This window comes from Corynebacterium sp. (genome assembly GCF_030532325.1).
Classification (GTDB): domain Bacteria; phylum Actinomycetota; class Actinomycetes; order Mycobacteriales; family Mycobacteriaceae; genus Corynebacterium.
The window spans coordinates 137,674-160,671 of sequence record NZ_JAUNLS010000002.1 but is presented as its reverse complement, the minus strand read 5'-3'; the positions used below and the strand labels follow the sequence as shown (position 1 = coordinate 160,671).

19 protein-coding genes are annotated in these 22,998 nt (G+C 64.4%); 7 read left to right on the top strand and 12 right to left on the bottom strand.

The window, feature by feature from the left end; genetic code table 11:
• Nucleotides 1-6: 6 nt before the first annotated feature.
• Nucleotides 7-651, bottom strand: coding sequence for a YigZ family protein (locus tag Q4E25_RS02070; RefSeq protein ID WP_303153495.1), 645 nt, complete (start codon nt 649-651; stop codon nt 7-9).
• 19 nt (nt 652-670) lie between these two features.
• On the bottom strand, nt 671-1,954 hold the full coding sequence (gene ilvA, locus Q4E25_RS02065) for a threonine ammonia-lyase IlvA (RefSeq protein ID WP_303153492.1): 1,284 nt from the start codon (nt 1,952-1,954) through the stop codon (nt 671-673).
• Between the two features lie 180 nt (nt 1,955-2,134).
• Here ilvA and Q4E25_RS02060 point away from each other — a divergent pair, with 180 nt between their 5' ends.
• Nucleotides 2,135-4,087, top strand: a complete 1,953-nt coding sequence (locus Q4E25_RS02060; RefSeq protein WP_303153489.1) for a choice-of-anchor I family protein — start codon at nt 2,135-2,137, stop codon at nt 4,085-4,087.
• Nucleotides 4,088-4,234: 147 nt separating this feature from the next.
• Nucleotides 4,235-4,942, top strand: a complete 708-nt coding sequence (locus Q4E25_RS02055) for a hypothetical protein (RefSeq protein WP_303153487.1) — start codon at nt 4,235-4,237, stop codon at nt 4,940-4,942.
• Between the two features lie 30 nt (nt 4,943-4,972).
• On the opposite strand, the gene Q4E25_RS02050 is transcribed toward Q4E25_RS02055, so the two are convergent.
• On the bottom strand, nt 4,973-6,169 hold the full coding sequence (locus Q4E25_RS02050; RefSeq protein WP_303153486.1) for a cobalamin-independent methionine synthase II family protein: 1,197 nt from the start codon (nt 6,167-6,169) through the stop codon (nt 4,973-4,975).
• Nucleotides 6,170-6,268: 99 nt separating this feature from the next.
• Nucleotides 6,269-9,841 carry a DNA polymerase III subunit alpha gene (dnaE, locus tag Q4E25_RS02045; RefSeq protein ID WP_303153484.1) on the bottom strand — a complete coding sequence of 1,191 codons (3,573 nt, stop codon included), beginning with the start codon at nt 9,839-9,841 and terminating at the stop codon, nt 6,269-6,271.
• A 107-nt stretch (nt 9,842-9,948) separates the two neighbouring features.
• On the opposite strand from dnaE, the gene rarD reads away from it, so the two are divergent.
• Nucleotides 9,949-10,842: an EamA family transporter RarD gene (gene rarD / locus Q4E25_RS02040; protein WP_303153482.1), complete on the top strand. Its 894-nt coding sequence runs from the start codon at nt 9,949-9,951 to the stop codon at nt 10,840-10,842.
• A gap of 7 nt (nt 10,843-10,849) precedes the next feature.
• Here the strand turns inward: rarD and Q4E25_RS02035 are convergent, their stop codons facing one another.
• Genes Q4E25_RS02035 through lspA form a run of 4 tightly spaced genes read right to left on the bottom strand, consistent with a single transcriptional unit; the run spans nt 10,850 to nt 13,183 of the window.
• Complete coding sequence (locus Q4E25_RS02035; protein ID WP_303153480.1) at nt 10,850-11,131, bottom strand: permease; 282 nt, start codon at nt 11,129-11,131, stop codon at nt 10,850-10,852.
• 51 nt (nt 11,132-11,182) lie between these two features.
• Nucleotides 11,183-11,812 (bottom strand): hypothetical protein, encoded by a 630-nt coding sequence (locus Q4E25_RS02030; protein ID WP_303153479.1) that lies wholly within the window; start codon nt 11,810-11,812, stop codon nt 11,183-11,185.
• Nucleotides 11,809-12,732 (bottom strand): RluA family pseudouridine synthase, encoded by a 924-nt coding sequence (locus Q4E25_RS02025; protein ID WP_303153477.1) that lies wholly within the window; start codon nt 12,730-12,732, stop codon nt 11,809-11,811. The genes Q4E25_RS02030 and Q4E25_RS02025 overlap by 4 nt, the downstream gene beginning before the upstream one ends.
• Nucleotides 12,716-13,183 (bottom strand): signal peptidase II, encoded by a 468-nt coding sequence (gene lspA / locus Q4E25_RS02020; RefSeq protein ID WP_303153476.1) that lies wholly within the window; start codon nt 13,181-13,183, stop codon nt 12,716-12,718. Before lspA ends, Q4E25_RS02025 begins: the two co-directional genes overlap by 17 nt.
• 68 nt (nt 13,184-13,251) lie before the next feature.
• On the opposite strand from lspA, the gene Q4E25_RS02015 reads away from it, so the two are divergent.
• Nucleotides 13,252-14,208, top strand: a complete 957-nt coding sequence (locus Q4E25_RS02015; protein WP_303153475.1) for a DUF6263 family protein — start codon at nt 13,252-13,254, stop codon at nt 14,206-14,208.
• A gap of 337 nt (nt 14,209-14,545) precedes the next feature.
• Here the strand turns inward: Q4E25_RS02015 and Q4E25_RS02010 are convergent, their stop codons facing one another.
• Nucleotides 14,546-15,172, bottom strand: a complete 627-nt coding sequence (locus tag Q4E25_RS02010; RefSeq protein WP_303153473.1) for a hypothetical protein — start codon at nt 15,170-15,172, stop codon at nt 14,546-14,548.
• 149 nt (nt 15,173-15,321) lie between these two features.
• Between Q4E25_RS02010 and Q4E25_RS02005 the strand changes: the two genes are divergently transcribed.
• The gene (locus Q4E25_RS02005) at nt 15,322-16,242 is read left to right on the top strand and encodes an asparaginase (protein WP_303153471.1); all 921 of its coding nucleotides are present in this window, start codon (nt 15,322-15,324) and stop codon (nt 16,240-16,242) included.
• Here Q4E25_RS02005 and Q4E25_RS02000 read toward each other — a convergent pair.
• The 3 genes from Q4E25_RS02000 to Q4E25_RS01990 all read right to left on the bottom strand — a co-directional run bounded on the left by Q4E25_RS02000 (nt 16,239) and on the right by Q4E25_RS01990 (nt 21,377).
• Nucleotides 16,239-17,681 carry a DNA polymerase IV gene (locus Q4E25_RS02000; protein WP_303153470.1) on the bottom strand — a complete coding sequence of 481 codons (1,443 nt, stop codon included), beginning with the start codon at nt 17,679-17,681 and terminating at the stop codon, nt 16,239-16,241. The two genes, Q4E25_RS02005 and Q4E25_RS02000, sit on opposite strands and share 4 nt — an antisense overlap.
• Nucleotides 17,682-17,735: 54 nt before the next feature.
• Nucleotides 17,736-20,924: an isoleucine--tRNA ligase gene (ileS, locus tag Q4E25_RS01995; RefSeq protein ID WP_303153469.1), complete on the bottom strand. Its 3,189-nt coding sequence runs from the start codon at nt 20,922-20,924 to the stop codon at nt 17,736-17,738.
• Between the two features lie 228 nt (nt 20,925-21,152).
• Nucleotides 21,153-21,377, bottom strand: coding sequence for a hypothetical protein (locus tag Q4E25_RS01990; RefSeq protein ID WP_303153467.1), 225 nt, complete (start codon nt 21,375-21,377; stop codon nt 21,153-21,155).
• Nucleotides 21,378-21,986: 609 nt separating this feature from the next.
• On the opposite strand from Q4E25_RS01990, the gene Q4E25_RS01985 reads away from it, so the two are divergent.
• Nucleotides 21,987-22,382 carry a hypothetical protein gene (locus Q4E25_RS01985; protein WP_303153465.1) on the top strand — a complete coding sequence of 132 codons (396 nt, stop codon included), beginning with the start codon at nt 21,987-21,989 and terminating at the stop codon, nt 22,380-22,382.
• Nucleotides 22,383-22,638: 256 nt separating this feature from the next.
• Nucleotides 22,639-22,995: a hypothetical protein gene (locus tag Q4E25_RS01980; protein ID WP_303153462.1), complete on the top strand. Its 357-nt coding sequence runs from the start codon at nt 22,639-22,641 to the stop codon at nt 22,993-22,995.
• The last annotated feature ends 3 nt before the right edge of the window (nt 22,996-22,998 follow it).

Below are 22,998 nucleotides of genomic sequence, written 5' to 3'. Positions count from 1 at the left end.
GTGGCCCTAGGCGTCCATATCCACCCACGCGGTGCCGGCTTCAGCCGGTTCCACACTGCCCTGGGTCAGCGCGGCCAGGGTGGCTGCCAGCTGCTCTGCCTCCCCCGGCTCGATGGCCAGGGTGTAGGTGACCTCCGCGCCGTAGGCGGTATCGACGATCTCCAACCCGCGGTTGCGCAGCTCGGCTTCCAGCCGGCCGGCCTCGGCATGGGAGAAGGCCACCGTGTAGAGCTCGCGCAGCGCGCGGGTGCTGTGTTCCACCTTCCCGAGGGTCTCGCTCACCGCGCCGCCGTAGGCGTGCACCAATCCCCCAGCACCCAGCTTGATGCCGCCGAAGTAGCGCACCACCACCGCGCAGATATCGAGCATGCCGGAACCCTTGAGCACGTCGAGCATCGGTTTGCCCGCGGTGCCGGAGGGCTCGCCGTCATCGGAGGAGCGCTCCACCGGGTTGGAGCCGTCCACGTGGAAGATGTAGGCCGAACAGTGGTGGCGGGCATCCGGGAAGCGGGTGCGGGCGGCGTCGATAAACGCGCGCGCCTCCTGCTCGTCACACACCCGTGCCACCAGGGTGATGAAGCGGGAGCGCTTGATCTCAATCTCGTGTTCGTAGGTCACGCCGCCGCGCGGGCGGTGATAGCTCGTGAGCATTCCTGCTACTCACCCTGCCTTAGGCCACGAGGTAATCGTATTCCGGCGTGCCCGGGTGCAGCTGCTGGCACTTGATCTTGGAATCCTCCATGCGCTGCAGCAGGCCGGGGAGATCGGCGGCGTCGCTCAGCTGCAGGCCCACCAACGCCGTGCCGGTCTCGCGGTTATTGCGCTTGAGGTATTCGAAGAGCGTGATGTCATCGTTGGGCCCGAGGATTTCCTGCAGAAAGTGGCGCAGCTGGCCGGGCTCCTGCGGGAAGTTGACCAGGAAGTAGTGCTTGAGCCCGCGGTGGACCAGGGAGCGCTCCATGATCTCCGCGTAGCGCAGGACGTCATTGTTGCCGCCGGAGATGATGCACACCACGGTGGAGCCGGGCGCGGCGTCCACGGCGGACAGGCCTGTTACGGAGAGCGCGCCGGCGGGCTCGGCGATGATGCCCTCGTTCTGGTAGAGAGCCAGCTGCTCGGTGCACACCGCACCCTCATCCACGCTGATGGCCCGGATCCGCTCGCGGTTGGCCTGCAGGATCTTCAAGGGCACGCTGCCGATGCGCCCCACGGCGGCCCCATCGACGAAGGGGTTGATGGAGTCCAGGGTGACCGGCTCCCCGGCCTCCAGGGCCGCGCACAGCGAGGCTGCGCCGGCCGGCTCGACGCCCAGGATTGTGGTCTTCGGCGCCATGTCCGCCAGGTAGGAGGTCACGCCGGAGATAAGGCCGCCGCCGCCCACGGGCACCACCACGGTGTCCAGGGAGCGGCCGATGGCGGAGAGCTGGGCCAGGATTTCGGCGGCCACGGTTCCCTGGCCGATGACGGTATCGCGGGCGTCGAAAGGCTCGATGAACTCCGCGCCGCGCTCAGCGGCATCCGCGTGGGCCGCGGCGGCGGCCTCGTCGAAGTTGGCGCCGGTGACCACCAGTTCCACGAACTCGCCGCCGTGGACCAGGATGCGGTCGCGCTTCTGCTTCGGGGTGGGCTCCGGCAGGAAGATCTTGCCCCGGATGCCCATGGTGCGGCAGGCATAGGCCACTCCCTGGGCGTGATTGCCGGCCGAGGCCGTCACGATGCCGCGGGCCCGGCGCTCCTCGCTCAGGTTGGAAATGGCAAAGAGCGCACCGCGAATCTTGTAGGAGCGCACGTCCTGCTGATCCTCGCGCTTGAGGTAGACCTCGTAGCCGGTCTGCTGGGACAGGCGCGGGCAGTAGGTCAGCGGGGTGGGGGCAATCTCCGAGCTAATCCGCGATTGGGCCATCTGGATGTCGGAGGCGTGCACGGGTTCGAAGGGCTCTTCGGCAGTAGTCATAGTGGGACATTCTAGCGCGCACCCCTCCCGCCAGGAGGCATTACCTGCCAATCGACCGATTAACCGGAAGTTAACCAAGAGCTTGCCCGCCGGACACAGGCTGTTCGCGCGCCCTACATCCACACCCAGCAAGGTTGATCCGGTCTGTCTCTACAACCCTGATGAAGGAGTTTCCCTCTCATGTCTCGCTTCCTGCCCGCGCGCGCCATCGCCCTGTGCGCCGCCACCGCGACCTGCCTGAGCCTCGCCGTTCCCGCTGCTCAGGGTACCATCGTGGACAAGCCTGTCACCCACCAGGCGGCGGACGCCGGCCTTTCCCTGACGCCGATTGGCACCTACGAGTCCGGTGTGTACGCGGAGTCCGCCGCGGAGATCGTCGCCTTCCACGCGGCCTCCCAGCGCATTCTCACCGTCAACGCCAAGTCTGGGCAGATCGACGTTCTCGACGCCTCCGATCCGGCCAAGCCGACCAAGATCGGTTCGGTCTCCGCCGGCGCCGACAAGGAGATCAACTCTGTGGCCGTGCGCCCCGACGGCCTGGCCATCGCCGCCGTCCAGCAGGCCGATAAGACCCAGCCGGGCGAAGCACTCTTCTTCGACGCCACCGCCGAGGATCTCGCCACCGCCGAGCTGGGCCGCGTGGGCGTGGGCGCGCTGCCGGATAACGTCCACATCACTGCCGATGGCACGCACGCCTTGCTGGCCAACGAGGGCGAGCCCTCCAACGAGCTCAATGCCACCGGCGACGATTACGCCGCGGACCCCGAAGGCTCCGTCTCCGTCATCGCCCTGCCGGAGAAGGTCGCCGCCGCCACCGACGCCGACGTGCGCACCGCCGACTTCCGTGCCTTTGACGGCACCGAGCCGCCTGCCGGCGTGCGCGTCTTTGGCCCCAAGGCCCACGAGTCCACGCCTTCTGTGGACTTCGAGCCGGAGTACATCACCTCCCAGGACGGCAAGGCCTACGTCACCATCCAGGAGGCCAACGCGATTGGCGTCATCGACATCGCCAGCGCCACCGTGGAGAAGATCATCCCGGCCTTCATTGCTGATCACTCGAAGACCCCGCTGGATCCCTCCAACAAGGATGGCAAGGCTGAGCTGCGCACCATCCCGGTCAAGGGCCTGTCCATGCCTGATTCCATCGGCGCCTTCACCGCTGGCGGTAAGACTTACTTTGCCACCGCCAACGAGGGCGATGCCCGCGAGTGGGGCGTGAAGGAAAAGGACGGCGGCACCGGCGTCTACGCCGAGGAGAAGGAGCTCAAGGAGATCATCAAGGACGACGAGCTCTGCGAGGGTGCGCTGGGCGATGTTGCCCCAGAGGAGCTGGCCAAGAAGGAAGTGGCCGGCAACCTCAAGCTGAGCACCGCCTCCGGCTGGAACGGGGAGAAGGGCTGCTACGACGAGCTCTACTCCTTCGGCTCCCGCTCCTTTAGCATTTACGACGCCGAGGGCAACGTCGTCTTCGACTCCGGCTCCGACTTCGAGGAGATCACCGCACAGCTCAACGAGCAGGGCGTGCTCAACCACAACGCCGACAACGAGGAGGCCACCTTCGACGATCGCTCCGATAACAAGGGCCCGGAGCCGGAGGCGCTGGCCATCGGCACGGTGGGCGAGCGCACCTACGCCTTCATCGGTGCTGAGCGCGTGGGCGGCATTTTTGTCTACGACGTCACCGACCCGGCCAAGGCCACCTTCACCACCTACGTCAACAACCGCGACTTCAGCACCGATGAGTTTGCTGCGGCCGGTGACCTCGGCCCGGAGGGATTTGCCTTCGTGGACAAGAAGGACTCCCCCAACGGCAAGCCTCTGCTGGTGGTGGGCAACGAGGTCTCCGGCACCACCACTGTCTACGCCGTGGAGGATCTCCTCGGCGGCGGTAACGGTAATGGTGACGGTAACGGCGGCAACGGCAACGACGGCAACAGCGATAGCGAGGGCAGCGCGGACGGCTCCGGCAAGCCGAGCGAGGGTTCCTCCGTCGGTGCCGCCGTGGGTGCCGCTGCTGGCATCATCGCGTTGCTGGCCGCCGCGGTGGGTGCGGTGCTCAACCCCGCTATCCGCAACCAGATCCTGGCTTTCCTGCCTGCGCCGCTGCGCGCTGAGGTGGAAAAGTTCTTCTAACTCCCTCCCCCACACGGCGGGGTGGCTGCTACATTGAATGAAGTTTCTGCCCCGTCGTATGAGGATTCAGGTCGCCGCGGCATTTAGGTCACCGCGACACTGAGCCTTGTACGTTTCTAACCACGCTTCCTTGAGGAGAACGCTGATATGCGACTTTCCACGTCCTTGCTTGCCGCCTGCGCACTGAGTACCTCGCTGCTTGCCCCCGTTGCGGGTGCCCAGGAGGCCGCCCCGACTGACAGCACCCCCGCTGCCGCCACCGCCGCTGAGAGCACTGCCGACGCCGCAACTAACACCGACGGCGCTGATGGCGCTGATGGCGCCGAAGGCAACGAGGGCGAAGGCAGCTCCTCCGACAAGGAGGGTTCCAACCAAGACGGTAGCGCTGGCAACAAGGAAGGCTCCGTGGAGAAGAAGCCCGGTGGCGGCAGCTCCATGAACGTGGGCAAGATCGACACCTCCGATCTCAGCGAAGAGTGCAAGGCCGAGGTCAAGCAGGCTGAGAAGGACCACGAGGAAGCAGTTGCCAACGGCACCGCCGGTTCCTCTTTCATGGGCCCGCAGGAGCTCATCTTCGGTATCCTCGACGGCTACGGCTCCTCCGGCATGCCGAAGGTGCCCGACTGCGTCGACGCCGATAAGAAGGCCGCGCTGGAGAAGAAGTGGGACGAGATGCCCGACTGGCTGCAGTCCGCCCGCCCCAACGAGACCGTCGATGAGGTCTTCGCCTGGATCGGCGGCTTCCTGGGCCTACTCGCCGCAGGCCTGCAGGCCACCATCATCATGGCCAAGATTGATCCGTCCATCCTCGACGGCCTGCGCTACCAGCTCAAGAAGGCGGGCTTTACCTGGTAAAAGCTCCAGCCCGCCCGGAAAGGGCTCTTCTTAAAAGAGCTCCTTCGTAGCAATCTCAGCGCCCTCCACGAGAGACTGCAGCTTGGCCCACGCAATCTGGTGGTGCACACGCCCACCCAGGCCGCAGTCCGTGGAGGCGATGACGTTTTCGGGGCCAACCAGCTCCGCGAATGTAATGATGCGATCTGCCACGAGGCGCGGGTGCTCCACGGCGTTGGTGGAGTGGGATACCACGCCCGGGTAGATCACGGTGCCCTCTGGGAGCGTGTGGTCCTGCCACACGCGCCACTCGTGCGCGTGGCGCGGCGAGGCGCCCTCGAAGGAGAAGCCGCCGACCTCCGCGCGCAGGATCTCCTCGATGATGTCGGCGAAGGGCACGTCGGTGACGTGCGGGCCATGCCAGGAACCCCAACAGATGTGCAGGCGGGTTTGTTCCTTGGGCAGGCCGGCGATGGACTCGTTGAGCACATCGATGCGCTCACGCACGAAGCCGCGGAAATCCTCCACCGAGGGCTCCGGGTTGATCTGATCCCAGGCCTCAGCCAGATCTGGGGCGTCAAACTGCACCGTCAGCCCGGCGTCGGTGATGGCCTGGTACTCGCTGCGCAGGGCCGTGCCCACATCGCGCAGCAGCTCGTGCTCGTCCTCGTAGAAGCGGTTGGTCAGGCGGGCCGCCGAGCCCGGGGACAGCGCCGCAATGAAGCCCTGGGTGCCGGCGGGGAGGGCGTCGGCAAGCAGGCGCACATCCTGCTCCACCTGGTCCTGGCCGATGTAGGTCACCGGGCCGGTGAACTCAGGGTTGGCCACCTTGGCGCGGCCGGCGAAGATGCCGGAATCCGGATCGTTGTAGGCCTCAGAAAAGAGGTGGCGGTCACGGCGGTCGATGAAAGAGGTCAGGCGCGGCTTGCCTGGCTCCGAGCGGACGATCTCGCTGGCCTCCCAGCGGTCCGTATCCGTCATGGTCAGCCCGCCAAGCCGGGTAAAGGAGTAGTTCCACCAGGCGCCGTAGTCCACGGCGCCCGAGGTGATGTGGCCGTACTCGCCCTCGTTGATGATGTCGAGGCCCAGATCGAGCTGGCGCTTGACCACATCCTGTACCGAGCTGTGCAGAATCTCGCGGAAGGCCTCCTCCGAGATGGTTCCCGCGGAGCGCTCGAGGTTTGCCTCCAGCAGCTCCTTGGTACGCGGCAGCGAGCCGACGTGCGTGGTGCGAATCTTGGTGACCATTGCTCCTCCATGGGTGATTTCTAGACTATGCGGTCTACCCTAACCCACGGAGAAGAACTTGTCTGGTCTTTGCCGATTAGGTCTTCTGCCCTAACTGTCTTAGCCCAGGATGCCCGCGCCCATCGTCGCCTTGAGGTCTCCCATGAGGTTGCCGGAGCGCTCCACCCGCAGGTGCTCGCCGAGCACCATCATGGTGGACTGATCGCCGTCGACCAGCGTGAGGTAGACGTCGGACTCGCCCTTGTTGTTGAGCAGCACCTGCTTGAGTTTGGCAATGTTATCCATCGTGCACTGGTCGGTGCGCATGGTCAGGCGCAGCGGCAGTCCAGCGCCGTTGCCTGGGCCGAGCTCCGGGACGCGGATATCGGAGCAGAACAGCGACATGCGCTCGTCGCGGATCTTCACCTGCACCTTGGCCAGGATGATGTTGTCCTCCGCAATCTGCGGGGCCACCAGCGAGTAGACCTGGTTGAACACCAGGATGTCTACCTGCGCACCATTGTGATCCTCGATGGTGACAATCGCCCACGGGGAGCCGTCGCGCTTGGAAAAACGCCGGTCCACACCCGAGATGATGCCGCCGATGACCAGCTCCTGGCCGTTGTGCACCTCGCCGGAGAGGATCTTTGGCAGCGGGGTATCCGTCTGGGCTTCCAGGGCCTCCTCGAAACCGTCGAGCGGGTGGCCGGAGACGTAGAGGCCCAGCATCTCGCGCTCGAGGGCGAGTTCGTGCTTGCGGTCCCAGTTGGCATCAGGGATGTCGATGGCAAAGGCGCTGGCTGCCTCGCTGGCCCCTTCCCCACCGAAGCCCGCGAAGAGATCGAACTGCCCCTTGTCCGCGGCCTTTTTGGTGGTCTGCACCGAGTCCACGGCGTCCTCGTGGATGAGCATGAGGCCCTTGCGCGGGTGTTCCATGGAGTCGAAGGCGCCGGCCTTGATGAGGGACTCCGTCACGCGCTTGCTGCAGGCGGCAAGCTCGATCTTGTCTAGGTAGTCGGAGAAGGAGGTAAACGCGCCCTTCTCCTTGCGGGTTTTGACAATGGACTCCACCACTTCAGAGCCCACGTTGCGGATGGCGCCCATGCCAAAGCGGATGTCGTCACCGACTGCCTGGAAATTCTCCAGGGACTCGTTGACGTCCGGGGAGAGCACCCGGATGCCCAGGTGGCGGCAGTCGGAGAGGTAGATGGCGGACTTGTCCTTCTTATCGCCCACCGAGGTCAGCAGCGCGGCCATGTACTCCGGGGCGTAGTAGGCCTTGAGATAGGCCGTCCAGAAGGAGACCAAGCCGTAGCCCGCAGCGTGGGACTTGTTAAACGCGTAGGAGGCGAAAGGCTCGATGGTGCCCCACAGCGCGTCCATCGCGTCCTTGGAGTAGCCGTTCTCCTGCATGCCGCTCCAGAACTTGTCATACTGCTGGGCAAGCACTTCCGGCTTCTTCTTACCCATAGCCTTGCGGAAGCCGTCTGCCTCGCCGGCGGTGTAGTTGGCCACCTTCTGCGAGATACGCATGATCTGCTCCTGGTACACGATGAGGCCGTAGGTCTCATCGAGAATCTCCTTGAGTGGCTCCTCCAGCTCCGGGTGGATCGGGGTGATCTCCTTGCGGCCGTTCTTGCGGTCCGCGTAGTCCCAGTGAGCGTTCACGCCCATCGGGCCTGGGCGGTAGAGGGCCAGGGAGGCCACGATGTCCTTGAAGCCGGTGGGCTTCATGCGCTTGAGCAGCTCCTGCATGCCGCCGGAGTCCAGCTGGAACACACCCAGGGTATCGCCGCGCGACAGCAAATCATAGACCTTGGACACCTTCGGATCATCGGCGTGGATCTCCTCCAGGTGCACGTCCTCACCACGGTTCTTCTTGATGTTTTCGATGGCGTCACCGATCACCGTGAGGTTGCGCAGGCCCAAGAAGTCCATCTTCAGCAGGCCGATGGCCTCGCAGGCCGGGTAGTCCCAGCCGGTGATATAGGCGCCGTCGGCAGGGCGCTTCCACATCGGGATGTGGTCCATGAGGCGCACCGAGGCCATAATCACCGCGCAGGCGTGCACGCCGGCCTGACGCACCACGCCCTCGAGGCCGCGGGCGGTCTCGTAGATTTTCTTGACGTCCGGGTCCGTCTCAATCATCTGGCGGACCTCGGCGGCCTCTGAGTAGCGCTCGTGCTCCGGGTCCATGATGCCCTTGAGCGGGATGTCCTTAGCCATGATCGCCGGCGGCAGCGCGCCGTTGATGCGGTCGGCCATCTGGAAGCCCGGCTGGCCAAAGTGCACCTTTGCGGAGTCCTTGATGGCCTGCTTGGTCTTCACGGTGCCGAAGGTGATCACCTGCGCCACCTTGTCCTCGCCCCAGCGGTCGGCGGCATACTGGATCATCTCGCCGCGGCGGCGGTCATCGAAGTCGATATCGATATCCGGTGCGGACGGGCGCTCCGGGTTGAGGAATCGCTCGAAGAGCAGATCGTGCTCGATGGGGTCGATGTTGGTAATGGTCAGCGCGTAGGCCACGAGCGCGCCTGCAGCCGAGCCACGGCCCGGTCCCACGCGGATGCCGATGGAGCGCGCGTGCTTGATGAGCTCCGCCACGATGAGGAAGTAGGAGGGGTAGCCCTTCATGTCGATGACGCTGATCTCGTACTCGGCGCGCTCGATGTAGTTCTCCGGTACTTCCCCACCTGGGAAGCGGGCCTTGAGGCCTTCCATCACCTCGTGGGTCAGCCAGGAGGTCGGGGTGTGGCCTTCGGGGACGTCGGCAATCGGCATGCGGTCGTGGGTGTGTTCCTCCCAGATCTCGCCGTAGTCCTGCACGCGCTCGGCAATCCACAGGGTGTTATCGCAGCCGTCCGGAACCATGTCATCCCAGATCTCGCGCATCTGCTCAGCGGACTTGATGTAGTAGCCGGTGCCGTCGAACTTGAAGCGGTCCGGGTCCATGAAGGTCTTGCCGGTCTGCACGCAGAGCATGGCCTCGTGGGCGGGCGCCTGGGATTCGAGCACGTAGTGGCAGTCATTGGTCACCAGCGGCGGCAGGTCCAGCTTGCGGCCGATCTCCAACAGACCGTCGCGCGTGCGCTTCTCGATGTCCAGCCCGTGGTCCATCAGCTCCAGGAAGAAGTTGTCCTTGCCATAGATGTCCTGCCACATCGCCGCGGCCTCGAGGGCTTCGTCGAACTGCCCCAGGCGCAGGCGCGTCTGCACGTCACCGGAGGGGCAGCCGGTGGTGGCGATGATGCCGTCGGCGTGCTCGGCGATGAGCTCGGCGTCCATGCGCGGCCACTTGCCCAGCTGACCCTCGTAGGAGGCCAGCGAGGAGAGCTTGAAAAGGTTGTGCAGGCCGGTGGCGTTTTCCGCGATCATCGTCTGGTGCAGGTAGGCGCCGGAGGCGGAGACATCATCGCGCTTCTGATCCGGGGTGCCCCACAGCACGCGCTTCTTGTTGAAGCGGGATTCCGGGGCCATGTAGGCCTCGATGCCGATGATGGGCTTGATGCCGGCGCTGGTCATCTTCTTGTAGAAGGCGTTGGAGCCATACATGTTGCCGTGGTCCGTCATACCCACGGCAGGCATGCCCTGGCGGACGACCTCATCCGCCAACATGTCCACCTTGGCCATGCCGTCGAGCATGGAGAATTCGGTGTGATTATGCAGGTGAACAAAGGAGGATTTTTTCGCCATGCCGATAGTGTATCGGGCGCGTCAAAACCGGCAGATTCCGTTGCTGTGCGCGGATTTTCCGCACTCATCATTCATAGGCTCAGCCCGAGTAGTACATTAATTTTCCTATGCTATACACAATTGCCGCGTACCTGATGTGGGGCTTCTTCCCCGCCTTCTTCCCCATGCTGCTGCCCGCCAGCCCCTTTGAGATCCTGGCGCACCGCGTGGTGTGGACGGCGGTCATCGTCACCGGGCTGTTGCTGCTCACCGGCGGGTGGCGCGAGCTCAAGGCGATGAGCCTGCGCACTTGGGGCTGGATGCTGGCCTGCGGCGTGGCCATCACCATCAACTGGGGCACCTACGTCATCGCCGTGAACACCGGGCACGTGGCGGATGCCGCCCTGGGCTACTTCATCAACCCGCTGGTCTCGGTGGCCTTGGGCATCATCTTCCTCAAGGAGACGCTCACCAGGGCGCAGTCCATCTCGGTGGGCATCGCGGTGCTCGCCGTGCTGTGGCTGACTTTCATGACCGGCCAAGCACCCTACTACTCCCTCGCGCTGGCACTGAGTTTTGGCATCTATGGCCTGATGAAGAAACGCATCACGGTCTCCTCCATGGGCTCGGTGGCCGCGGAGACCCTGGTGATGCTGCCCATCGCGCTCATCTACCTCTTCTACCTCAGCTCCCAGGGTGAGTCGACCTTCCTCAGCGAGGGCCCCAGCCACACCGTGCTGCTCATCATCTCCGGCCTGGTCACCGCGCTACCGCTGTTGTGCTTCGCGCAGGGCGCCAAGCACCTGCCGCTAGCCACCGTGGGCATGCTGCAATACATGACGCCGGTCATGCAGATGCTCTGGGCCGTCTTTGTCACCCACGAGCACATGTCCACGGAGCGTTGGATCGGATTCGGCATCATCTGGGTGGCCGTCATCATCTACCTGGCGGACCTGGTGCGCATGGGCCGCGCCGCGCGCCGCGCCAAGCGCCTGCGGCAAGTCAAGGCGCACAAGAGCTAAGTGGCGTCTAGCGGCCCCGGCGGCGTTGCCTCAGCTCCCGGCGTGCCTCGCGCGCTTGGCGACGCCTCTTCTTCTCCCCCTCCGCATCCAACGCCCAGCGCGGCATGACCACCACCATGCCCGCGCAATACACCGCGACGACGATCGCGATTCCAATGCTCAGCGCCTCTCCCCCGCTCAGCGCCAACCCCAGCGCGCCCACCACGCTGAGTACCAGCCCCACCCACACCAGGACGTAGGCAAAACGGTAGTTGGGCATCCAGGTGCTGGTATCGGCCCAGAGTCTCATGGTGTCCTCCTTGACGTCTCTCTACTACGTTCTACTGCTCCGCGCTGCTTTCTACTGTTCTGCACTCAGCGGGCGCACCCCGAAGGAGCCCCAGGCGGCGTCGGCAGGCGCAGCCTCCACGGCCGCCACCGCCGGATTCGCGGCGATCTCACGCAGCTTATCGCCCCCGGCCCACACCACGGCGGCGTCCACGGTGTCGGGGGCCGCCTCGTAGGCGGCGTGCACGCGCTCTAGCTCCGCGGTGATCACGTCCACGCGGTCGCGCCCGAGGCTCGGCTCAGCCACCGCGATGGGTGCGGCCATGCCGATGATGATGGCATCCATGCGCGGGGCCGGCTCGAGTGCTGCGGCCACGCCGGCCGGGCTCATCGGGCGAGCGAAGCTCACCAGCGCGTAGGCGGGGTCCTCTGCCTGCGCCACTGTGTCCGCTGCGCGCTCGAGGTACTGTGCGCGGGGCTCGTCGCTATCGGGTCCGAGCTGATCCCCCTGCACCGCGGTGCTGCGCTGCGTGCCAAAGATCCCAAAGACCAGCACCACCAGCAGCGCGAGCACCAACAGGAGAACGAGAGCGGCTAGGCGCCGACGACGATAGTAAGTCGCCGCCTTCGGCGCCCTAGTGCCCCTGGGACCGCCGGGCTGAGCTGCCGGGCTCATCCGCGCAGCACCTGCTGCCGAGCTCATCCGCGCAGCACCTCAAGGGCGTGGTTGAGGTCCTCCGGGTAGGGTGCTTCCACCTCGAACCACTTGCCGGTGCCGGGGTGGTGAAAGCCCAGCTTCACCGCGTGCAGCCACTGGCGCACCAGCCCGAGGCGCTTGGCCAAGTTCGGGTCACAGCCATACATCGGATCGCCCACGCAGGGGTGCCCGGTGGCGGACATGTGCACGCGGATCTGGTGGGTGCGCCCGGTCTCCAGGTGGACCTCCAGCAGGCTGGCCTCCCGGAAAGCCTCCAGCAGGGTGTAATGGGTGACGGCCGGTTTGCCGTCGTCAAGCACGGCAAACTTCCAGCCCGCGGAGGGGTGACGGCCAATGGGTGCGTCGATGGTGCCCTCGATGGGATCCGGCAGGCCCTGAACCACAGCGTGGTAGGTCTTCTTGATGGTGCGCTCCTTGAACCCCGCCTTGAGCAGCGAGTACGCGCGCTCGCTGGCGGCAACTACCATGACACCGGAGGTGCCCACGTCGAGGCGGTGGACAATGCCCTTGCGCTCCGTGGGGCCGGATTCCGCCAAGGAAAAGCCCGCGGCGCGCAAACCCCCGATGACGGTGGGGCCCTCCCAGCCCAGGGTGGGGTGCGCGGCCACGCCCACCGGCTTGTGCACGCAGATGATGTCCTCGTCGGCGTAGAGCACGTCCATGCCCTCGACGAGCTCCTCGCGAGGAATCAATGCCTCCTCCGGGGCGGGCATCATAACGTCGATCCACCCGCCCGCACTGAGGCGATCGGACTTGTTCACGGCCACGCCGTCGACTTCCACGTCGCCGGCCGCGCAGAGATCCGCCACCTTGGCGCGGGAAATGCCCAGCAGTTTGGCCAGGGCGGCGTCGGCACGCATGCCCTCCAAGCCCTCGGGGACGGGTAGCCTACGACTCTCGCGCATGGGACTCCTTCCGCTCCGCGGCAAACATCGCGATGATAAAGACCACCACTCCGCAGGTGATGGAGGCATCGGCGATGTTAAAGACCGCAAAATTGCCGATGGAAATGTAATCCACCACGTGACCAAACCAGAACCCGGGCTCGCGGAACAGCCGGTCGATGAGGTTGCCCAGTGCGCCGCCGGCGATCATCGCCAGCCCGATGGCCTGCCAGCGGTCATGGATGCGCGGGGCGGCAATGGCCACGCCCACCACGAAGGCCAGCTGGATGGTGGTAAACAGCCACGTCGAGCCCTCCCCGCCCATGGAGAAGGCCGCACCGGGGTTGAACAGGAGGTAGAAGCGGAACCAGTTGCCTATCACGGGCAGGGGCTCGCCCTCGGTGAGGATGGACAGCATCAGCTGTTTGACTGCTTGATCGACGGCGGCCACGCCCAGCACGACCGCCGCCATTGTCCCGATAAAGCTCCTAGTTCTCACCCGGTCTATTCTAAACAGCCCCGTCCGGTATTTTGGAATGCGTGTTTCGTGTTAAGACTTTCGCCGCCGTTGCCCTCCTCGTGCCCGCCCTCGCACTGGGCGGGTGCTCCTATGAGAAGCCTGCCGAGCCCGTCGAGCAGCCAGTGGGCCTGACTCTCGACGCCCCACGCGTCACGCTGGAGGACGCCGGCTCCGGCGAGCGCCGCGTGCTCACTTTCCAGGACATCGACGCGGAACAAAAGCTGGACTACTCCGTCACGCAGGGCTTTAGCCAGGATCTGCTCAAGGATTCCGCGGCCAAGGACTTCAAGGCTGGCGACGTCGACTCCGCCACCACCACCCTGCCGCTGGACGCCAGCGTGGAAAAAGCCACGGAGGATGTCGAGGGCCAGCTGCCGGCCACCCGCAACGGTTTTGTCACCGCGGGCCTGCCCACCTACAGCGGCTCCGCCCAGGTGGATTCCGCCGAGGGCTTCCAGTTTGGCTGGCGGGCCACCGACAACGGGCAGATGAACTCGCTGCGCTTGGCCGCACCGCAGGCGGCCACGGATGAGGCGCGCGGCGTGGTGGAGCAGGCGATCATGAAGCTGACCTCCCTGCCTATCGTCTTCCCCAAGGAGGAAGTGGGCCAGGGGGCCACGTGGACCGTGGAGTCCCGCGTGGCTGGCGAGTCCACCCTGCTGCAGACCACCACCTACACCCTGGAGAAGCTGGAGGGCGACGTCCTCACCCTGGGCGTCAAGGTGGCCCAGCGCCCCTCCCTCGGCGCACTGTCTTTTGAGGGCCAGGCTCAGGGCACCGAGCTGGAGGATAAAGAACTCGAGGTCATGGGCACTGTCACCGATTCCACCGGCACGCTCACCGTGGATCTGAGCAAGCCGCTGCCTACCGGCGGCGAGGTCTCCTTCGACACCAAAATCATCTACGGAACCGAGGGCTCGGACCTGCGCGTGGTGCAGTCCACGTCCACGGAGATGAGCTTCAAACCGGCGGGCTAGCCACTTCAGCCCGGCGGGCTAGCAACACAGCGCCCGCGGCCGGCGCCGTGTACATCCCCTTCGCAAAAGTCTGAACCTGAAAAGCTGAACCTCCTGTTCGTGATCATCACCGCCTCACAACGAGCGGAACGCGAACAGGAGGTTCAGCTTTTCAGGTTCAGCTGTTTAGGGTCTCTGGCCCATGGCTCCGGGCGAAGAAGCAAGCGCCACGCCCCTCAAGACAAACGTCTATCCCTGAAAGTACAGACCTTGAGGTCGCGCTTCGCCGAAAGAGTCGCGGCGATGATCGCGAGCAGGAGGTCTAGAATTCCAGGGCTAGACTTTTGGGAGTGCAGCGTTACTGCGCCGGAGCCCCCTCAGCCGGCGCGCCCTCAGCCGGAGCCTCCTCAGCAGGAGCACCCTCGGCGGGCGCCTCGCCCTCGTTCTGCGCGGCGGTCTCCGCACCAGCGGCGGTATCAGCACACATGGCCGGCACCTCCTCCGGCGGAACGATGTTGGTGATCAGCATGCAGGCCCAGGTCTTGGACAGCTTCCAGTTGCCGTCCTCGCGGACGAACTCCACTTGGTCGGCGGTCTGTACCTGCCCGTCCGGGGTGGTGATGTGCACGGTGGCCAGGGCGGAATCCGGAACCAGGCCCGGGATCACGGGGTCCACAACCTCAAAGACGGCGCCGGATTCGGCCTGGGACTGGGTCATGACGTCGAAAAGCTCAGTGGCGGTCTCGCTGCCCTGAACGGTCTGGACCTTCTCCTCCGTCGGAACGTTCGGGTCAGTGGCCTTGGCCAGGATGGCGTTGAGGTCCGCGGCCATCGGGATTTCGCCGGCGGCCTCGGAGGCCGGCGCCTTGCTGGAGGCAGCGGTGGTCGGCTCAGACTGCTTCTCGTCATCGGACGACGAGCACGCTGCCAGCGCGGTGGCCGTCGACACAGCCATGATCACGGCGCTCAGCTTGGTGAATTTCACGTCAAACTCCTCAGATTGGGGTCACATGTAACGTTCTCACTTTAACCCCACGTCACAGCAATCACGGATTCCCGCGCCCGGAAAGTGGCGATGCGCTGCAAGAAAGTCCGCGGGCCGCCCTCCCGCAGGCGCCAGCTAAGGTGGTTGCCATGTCTATTGCGCTCATCGCTACCGGCGGCACGATTGCCTGCACCACCCAAGAAGACGGCTCCCTCATCCCCACCGTCAGCGGCCACCACCTTGCCGATGACCTGCGAAAGTCCACCCTCGAGCGGGTCCCGGACTTCGAGGTCATCGAGTTCCGCGCGCTGGATTCCAGCTCCATAACGCTGCGGGATCTCGACGATCTCCTGGCCACCGTCCACGCGCAGCTCGCCCGCCCCGACATCGAGGGCATCATCATCACCCACGGCACCGACTCCATGGAGGAGACCGCCATGGCGCTAGAGCTCTTTCACCCTGGGACCAAGCCGGTGGTGCTCACCGGCGCGCAACGCAGCTTCGATCACCCCAACCCCGACGGCCAACGCAACCTCCGCGACGCCCTAGCGCTCACCCTGTCCGGTCACACCGGCGTCTACATCCAGTTCGGCGGCATGACCATCCCGGCGCGCGGGGCGCGGAAGAACCACACCGCCCACCTCAACGGTTTCGAGTCCATGCGCGTTGCCCCGCCGGTGCTCGGCCCGCTGCCCCTGGCCGCGCTGGCCGAGCACCCCGTGGCCATCATCTCCGCCTATCCCGGCGCGGAAGCCACGCTTGTCGACGCCTCCCTCCCCCACTTTTCCGGCCTCGTCATCGAGGCCATGGGCTCGGGCAACGTGGGCGAGGAGATGGGCACGGCCGTGGCCCGGGCGCTGGATCGCGGCGTCGCCGTGGTTATCTCCACCCGGGTGCCCTACGGCAGCACCACGCTGGCCTACGGCGGCGCCGGCGGCGGGGCCACCCTGGGGGATAAGGGCGCGGTGCATGCCCACGGTCTGCGCCCCGGCCAGGCGCGCATCATGCTCGCCGCGGCGCTGGCCACCGGCACCCCGGTGGCAGATATGTTCGCCACCACGGGCGGCTAGTCTTCGGCCGGCTCGCGCTGGGCAAACCAGTCCTGCCAAGCCAGGCTGTCTAGCGGATCGGCGGGCACGAGCTGGGGGTCATCGGCGGCAAAGGACTTGGTCTTTCCGGGACCGGTGGCACGGGTTTCAAAGCGCACGCTCACTACACCGTGGCCCGCCCCCTGCACCCAGCCGTGGCCGTAGTCCGGGTGGTAGACATCCTGGGTGGCCCGCCAAATGGTCCCCGAGTTCTCCGCATCCTCGCCCCAGGGCGTTCCCGCAGCGGACCCGGCGGCGGACTCCACGGTGGATTCCACCCGCGGTTCTTCCACTCCGTCAGAAACACCGGTCTCGTAGTCGTCGTCGGCCTTGCTCGGCGGGCGGATCACCACCCTGTCCAGCTCGGGAAAGAGCACGTCCTGGCGGGCGGTTTCCAGCCCGGACAAGCTCACGCCCACCAGGCGGATGGGCCCCAGCTCCTCCGGGTAGCGCGCCACGTTGAAAGCCGTGGCCTTGAGAGTGTCGAGGTCGTCGGTGGCATAGGGCAAGGTGGCCGAGCGCGACTCGATGTGGAAATCCGCCATGCGCAGCTTGACCGTCACGGTGCGCGCGCCGCGGCCGTCTTTGAGCAAGCGCCGGTGTGCGCCCTCGGCCGCGCGGGTAATGGCGGCGTCCACCTCCGCCACGGTGAGCAGGTCCTTCGGGTAGGTGTGCTCGGTGGAGATCTGCTTGGCAATCGCCCGCGGCGCCACCGGCCGCTCGTCGATGCCCTGCGCCAGCATCCACAGCTGCACGCCGACGACCCCGCCCAGCGAGATCTCCACTTCCTTGCGGCTCATCGCGGCCAGCTGGCCGATAGTCTCCACTCCAATCGCAGCGAGCTTCTGCTGCGTGACCGGTCCGGCCCCCCACAGCTTGCCCACCGGCAACGGGTGGAGCATCTCCAGCTGCCTGTCCTTGGGGATGACAAAGGTGCCGTCCGGCTTGGCCTCCCCCGATCCGATCTTGGCAAACTGCTTGCCCGCGCCCGCGCCGATGGAGCTGGGCAGCCCGGTTTCCTCCCGGATGGTCTCGCGCAGGCTATCTGCCCAGGCTTTGACCTGCTCCGGCGTTGCCCCCACCAGTGCTTCCGGCTCCATGAAGGCCTCGTCGATGGAGAGCTGCTCGATGACGTCGACGTGGCGGGCGATGATCTCAAAGACTCTTTTCGACGCCGCCGAATACACCGCCCGGCGCGGAGAGATCACTACCGCGCGCGGGCCCACGAGCTGGCGGGCCCTAAACGTCGGCATGGCCGAGTGCGCCCCATAGGCGCGGGCCTCATAGGACGCACCGGCGACCACACCGCGCCCACCAACGCCTGCCACCAGCACCGGGCGCCCCCGCAGCGTGGGGCGGGTGAGTTGCTCCACGGAGGCGTAGAACGCGTCCATGTCGATGTGGAGAACCCAGCGCTGCATGCCCACCACTGTAGAACATGCGTCCTATGGCTGGCGCATCGCCACCGCCGCGACCTAGTTCTTGGTCACCGTCGCGCGCACGCCCTTGACCACGTCGTGCACCGAGCCCTCCAGCTCGCCGGTGGTCACGGTGAACTCGGTGGCCAGGACCTCGGCGGCGATGTGCTCGCGGTGGCGCTCGGCCCACTCCTGCTTCTCGGTGGGAACGGCCAGCACCACGGTGATGCGGTCGGAGACCTCGAAGTTCTCCGCCTTGCGGGCGTCCTGCAGGCCACGGATGACGTCGGCAGCCCAGCCCTCGGCCTCCAGCTCCTCGGTCACGGTGGTATCCAACACCACAAGGCCGTCGACGCCATCGACGCGTGCAGTGGACTCCGGGTTGGCTGCCTGCAGGCGCTCGGTGTACTCCTCCGAGCTCAGGACGATGTCCCCGTCCACCACGACTTCATCGCCGCGGCGCTCGTAGTTGCCGGCCTTGAGGTTCTTGATGGCGCGCTGCACGTCCTTGCCCAGTCGCGGGCCGGCGACCTTCGCGTTGCAGACCACCTGGAAGGTACCCACGCTGTCGACGTCGTCAGTCAGCTCCACGTCCTTCACGTTGACCTCGTCGCGGATGATGTCCGCAAAGTCAGCGAGCTGGGCGGAGTCCGTCATGGCCACGGTGAGCTTTGGCAGCGGCAGGCGGTTGCGCAGCTTGTTGGACTTGCGCACCGAGGACGCAGCCGAGGCCACCGCGCGGGTGGCATCCATGGCGGCAACGAGTGCCGGATCCGCCGGGTAATCCTCCGCCTTGGGGTAGGCGGCCAGGTGCACGGAGCGCTCACCGGTCAGGCCGCGGTAGATGACCTCAGCCACGTGCGGCAGCAACGGTGCTACCACGCGGGAGACGGTCTCCAGCACGGTGTAGAGGGTGTTGAAGGCCTCGGCGTGGGTCTCCTCCCCCTCCCAGAAGCGGTCGCGGGAGCGGCGCACGTACCAGTTGGTCAGCACGTCGGCGAAGTGGCGGACCTCCTCGGTCGCCGCGGCGATGTCGGTGTTGGCCAGAGCGGCGTCGGTGCGCTCCACCAGATCGTGGGTCTTGGCCAGGATGTAGCGGTCTAGCACGTTGGTGGAGCTGGTATCGAAGCGCGCCTCCTGGGAGGAATACAGCTGCAAGAAGGTGTAGGCGTTCCACAGTGGCAGGATGGCCTGGCGTACGCCCTCGCGGATGCCCTTTTCGGAGACGATGAGGTTGCCGCCGCGCAGGATCGGCGAGGACATGAGGAACCACCGCATGGCATCGGAGCCGTCGCGGTCGAAGACCTCGTTGACGTTGGGGTAGTTGCCCTTGGACTTGGACATCTTCAATCCGTCGTCGCCTAGGACGATGCCGTGCGCCACCACCTTCTTGAACGCCGGGCGGTCAAAGAGCGCGGTGGACAGCACGTGCAGCAGGTAGAACCAGCCGCGGGTCTGGCCGGAGTACTCCACGATGAAGTCCGCCGGCGAGTGGGTCTCAAACCACTCCTTGTTCTCAAACGGGTAGTGCACCTGTGCGAAGGGCATGGAGCCGGACTCGAACCAGCAGTCCAGGACGTCGGGCACGCGGCGCATGGTGGACTTGCCGGTGGGATCGTCCGGGTTCGGGCGGGTCAGCTCGTCGATGTACGGGCGGTGCAGGCTGGTCGGGCGCACGCCGAAGTCGCGCTCGAGCTCATCGAGCGAGCCGTAGACATCCACGCGCGGGTAGCGCGGGTCATCGGAAACCCACGCCGGGATCGGCGCACCCCAGTAGCGGGTACGCGAGATGTTCCAGTCGCGCGCGCCCTCGAGCCACTTGCCAAACTGGCCGTCGCGGATGTGCTCCGGCAGCCACTCGATCTCGTTGTGGTTGATCTCCACCATGCGGTCGCGGAACTCGGTGACCTTGACAAACCAGCCCGGCAGCGCCATGTAGATCAGCGGCTCGCCAGAGCGCCAGGAGTGCGGGTAAGAGTGCTCGATGGTCACGTGGCGCACCACGCGGCCGGCGGCCTTAAGGTCGCGGATGATGTCCTTGTTGGCGTCAAAGACCAGCTGGCCCTCGTAGGGCGGAACCTGGGTGGTGAACTTGCCGTCGGCATCGACCGGGATGGCCAGCTCGATGTCGTAGTTCTGGCAGGTGAGCATATCGTCCTCACCAAAGGCCGGGGCCTGGTGGACCACGCCGGTACCGTCATCGGTGGTGACGTAATCAGCCACGACCACCTGATATGCGTTCTTGAGATCTGGGAAGAAGCCGAAGATGGGCTCGTAGGTAAAGCCCTCCAGCTCCGCGCCGCGGAAGGTCGTGAGGATCTCGGCCTCGCCCAGCTCCTTGCTCAGGGTGGGCACCAGGGCCTCGCCCATGATGAAGAGTCGGCCGGCGAAGTCGCCCTCGGTGGCGCGGAAGAGGACGTAGTTGACCTCGGGGTGAACGGCCAGGGCGGCGTTGGAGGGCAGGGTCCAGGGGGTGGTGGTCCAGGCGAGGAAGGAGGCCTCGCCAAGCTCCGCGTTGGCTGCCAGCGTGGACTCGGCCTTCGAGCCCGGCAGCGCGCCAGTGACCGGGAAGGTCACGGTCAGGGTCGGGTCCTGGCGCATCTTGTAGGAGTCATCGAGGCGGGTCTCCTGGTTGGACAGCGAGGTGTGCTCGGCCCAGGAATACGGCAACACGCGGAACCCCTGGTAGATGAGCCCCTTATCGTAGAGCTCCTTGAAGGCCCACATGACAGACTCCATGTAGTTGATGTCAAGAGTCTTGTAGCCGTTCTCAAAGTCCACCCAGCGAGCCTGGCGGTTGACGTAGTCTTCCCACTCCTGCGTGTAGCGCAGGACGGATTCCTCACAGCACTCGTTGAACTTGGCCAGGCCCATCTCCTGGATCTGAGCCTTATCGGTGATGCCCAGCTGCTTTTCTGCTTCCAGCTCGGCGGGCAGGCCGTGGCAGTCCCAACCGAAGACGCGCGGGACGTGGTAGCCGGCCATGGTGCGGTAACGCGGAACGATGTCCTTGACGTAGCCGGTCAGCAGGTGGCCGTAGTGCGGCAGGCCGTTGGCAAAAGGAGGGCCATCATAAAAGACGTACTCCGGGCAGCCCTCGGTCTGCTTCAGGCTGGCCTGGAAGGTGCCGTCTTCCTTCCAGTAATCCTGGACAATCTGCTCCATGTCCGGGAAGCGGGAGGAGCCACCGGTCATATCGACCTTGGGGTAGACGCCCCCGACGTTCTCAGTACCTTTTGTGCTCATAAAAATCTTCCTTCACTCGGTGGGGTGCAGGGACGCGCCATGGGCACGCGGTACCACCCTGCTTGGCGCCTTGACGACGCCCACTTCGTTGCTGTAGTGAAGGAGATTTCGGTCCCACCCGCTCGGTTCTACTGACCAGCTAGGCTGGCGTTCTTCCGAGATGCTCCCCGGTGATTGCCGGCTCAGTGCATACGGTGGAAGATTATACCCCGCGCACTGCGGGTGAGTCTAGCGTTCCGGATCCGGCAGGACGAGCTGCTCCCCTAGCTCCTCGGCGAGGCCCTCCTCACCGCTGCGCTTACGCCGCTTGCTGAAGGTATCCAGCACAAAAAGCACCAAGCCCACACCCGTGGCCACGAACAGGGCGATCAGCGCCACCGTCGAGCCGCTCATGATGTAGTACACAAACGCGACGAAGGCAACAAACGCGAGCAACAGCGCCGCAACGAGCATCTTGGCCTCCTTCAGGAGCCTTGTGCCGGCCCGCTCCGGACCGGTTCCACTACACTCCCCACACCTTACCTCCCCAAACCTTACACAGAGTGTGCCAGCGGCGATAGTGTGCGCTCGGCGCGCGCGCGCTTAGGACCCGCACACATAGGGCCCTCACGCTTAGGACCCGCCCTCTGCGCAGAGATAGTAGCCTTCAGGCGCAAAATCGAACATTCCCGTTTTCAGCACGCGTTCATTAAACCAGTTAAATGGAAAGCTTGAAGTGAAGCGCCACTAAAACCCTGACCTTACCTAGCGTAAAGATGTCCGGTTTTAGACGACGGAATTGAAGATGATTCATACACAAACGTTTAATTGAAAGAATCTTGCCCCCAATCAAATCCGAAAACAGGGGTGTTGAAAATACGGTTAGCCCCTGTTCCCACCCGGTGATAGAACCCATCACAGGCGAGAACTCTCATCTATGAGACATCGGAAATCCCGCAATTCTCATTCCATCAGCGATGGAGTATTCCACATGCTGTAGGGTGTGGCTCATCTGAGAAGCGAGATGCCAGGGTGGTGTGTATCATAGCGCTGCTCCGCCTATCGATACAGAAGGGTTCTATCATGAGTCGAGTCGCACTTCTGACAATTGCATCTCTACTCACTGCAGGTATTGCCCCCGCAGCTTCTGCCGAAACGGTTGAACAAGCAGAGAAAACTCCTGTTTGGTCCGAAGAGCAATTTGATAGGTCTCTTAAGGAGATCACTCCTGAAGAGAAGAAGCAGCTTGAACTAATTAGTAACGTCGGTGAACATATTCATTACGACGATCAGGGCAACCTCAAGTCCGATCTCAACGACGAACAGCTCCGTAGTGATTATGGTTTCGAAGACAAAGATGTCAGTTTTTCCACTCAGTGCTTGCTGAGGATGAAAGCATTGTTCAGCACAAGGAAAACGAGCCAAAAATTGTTACTACATACGATCACAAGCTCGGCCACATATCAAATGACGATCTGAAGGTTGGGGCGGCTGCAACTCTTACCGCAGCAGCAATGGAAGGGCCAGCTGCTCTTGAGGCGGCATTCTTTGCTTGGGGTGCTATATCAGGCGGGCCGATCGGAGCTGCTATTTCTGGCGCTGCCGGCCTTCTTGGAGCAGCTTACTTTGTCGATCTTGCTGCTAAGATCACAGAGGCAGTCGCGCAGGGCAAAGGTATTACCCGGTACTCTAAGTGGGGGTTTCCGCCAATTACCGCAAAGATTGAGGATGACTAATGCAGATGGATAAAGATCCAAAGTTTATTCGCTTTCCAGAATCTCTGTGGGCTTTTGTCACTATATTCCCCTCGGACATTATTGAGGAACATGGAGTTGAACACTTTTTCAATTCTGAATATTTGTGGATCTATTCAATATTGGGAGTAATCCTTTTTGGTATTTCCATGATCATGGGTGAAAAAGCGGTATCTCCTTGGATGCATCGTGTGCGCTCCATTTTCCTCTTTGCTGCAACGATAGCTATTACAGCTTTCTTCCCTAGCTTGGTTGGGCGAATAGTCGTGGTGTTCCTAGCCATCTGCTACTTTTTCTGGCCCAATTACCATTTAGTCTTTCGTCGAGCAGCGGCATGATCG

Excerpts from the sequence above, each read along its gene's own strand:
- Q4E25_RS02000 (WP_303153470.1), bottom strand. The coding sequence starts at position 17,681 with ATGCAGCGCTGGGTTCTCCACATCGACATGGACGCGTTCTACGCCTCC.
- Q4E25_RS01985 (WP_303153465.1), top strand. The coding sequence starts at position 21,987 with ATGAGTCGAGTCGCACTTCTGACAATTGCATCTCTACTCACTGCAGGT.
- Q4E25_RS02050 (WP_303153486.1), bottom strand. The coding sequence starts at position 6,169 with ATGGTCACCAAGATTCGCACCACGCACGTCGGCTCGCTGCCGCGTACC.
- Q4E25_RS01980 (WP_303153462.1), top strand. The coding sequence starts at position 22,639 with ATGCAGATGGATAAAGATCCAAAGTTTATTCGCTTTCCAGAATCTCTG.
- ilvA (WP_303153492.1), bottom strand. The coding sequence starts at position 1,954 with ATGACTACTGCCGAAGAGCCCTTCGAACCCGTGCACGCCTCCGACATC.
- dnaE (WP_303153484.1), bottom strand. The coding sequence starts at position 9,841 with ATGGCGAAAAAATCCTCCTTTGTTCACCTGCATAATCACACCGAATTC.
- Q4E25_RS02035 (WP_303153480.1), bottom strand. The coding sequence starts at position 11,131 with ATGAGACTCTGGGCCGATACCAGCACCTGGATGCCCAACTACCGTTTT.
- Q4E25_RS01990 (WP_303153467.1), bottom strand. The coding sequence starts at position 21,377 with ATGCTCGTTGCGGCGCTGTTGCTCGCGTTTGTTGCCTTCGTCGCGTTT.
- Q4E25_RS02005 (WP_303153471.1), top strand. The coding sequence starts at position 15,322 with ATGTCTATTGCGCTCATCGCTACCGGCGGCACGATTGCCTGCACCACC.
- Q4E25_RS02060 (WP_303153489.1), top strand. The coding sequence starts at position 2,135 with ATGTCTCGCTTCCTGCCCGCGCGCGCCATCGCCCTGTGCGCCGCCACC.
- Q4E25_RS02025 (WP_303153477.1), bottom strand. The coding sequence starts at position 12,732 with ATGCGCGAGAGTCGTAGGCTACCCGTCCCCGAGGGCTTGGAGGGCATG.
- lspA (WP_303153476.1), bottom strand. The coding sequence starts at position 13,183 with ATGGCGGCGGTCGTGCTGGGCGTGGCCGCCGTCGATCAAGCAGTCAAA.
- Q4E25_RS02070 (WP_303153495.1), bottom strand. The coding sequence starts at position 651 with ATGCTCACGAGCTATCACCGCCCGCGCGGCGGCGTGACCTACGAACAC.
- ileS (WP_303153469.1), bottom strand. The coding sequence starts at position 20,924 with ATGAGCACAAAAGGTACTGAGAACGTCGGGGGCGTCTACCCCAAGGTC.
- rarD (WP_303153482.1), top strand. The coding sequence starts at position 9,949 with ATGCTATACACAATTGCCGCGTACCTGATGTGGGGCTTCTTCCCCGCC.
- Q4E25_RS02055 (WP_303153487.1), top strand. The coding sequence starts at position 4,235 with ATGCGACTTTCCACGTCCTTGCTTGCCGCCTGCGCACTGAGTACCTCG.
- Q4E25_RS02030 (WP_303153479.1), bottom strand. The coding sequence starts at position 11,812 with ATGAGCTCGGCAGCAGGTGCTGCGCGGATGAGCCCGGCAGCTCAGCCC.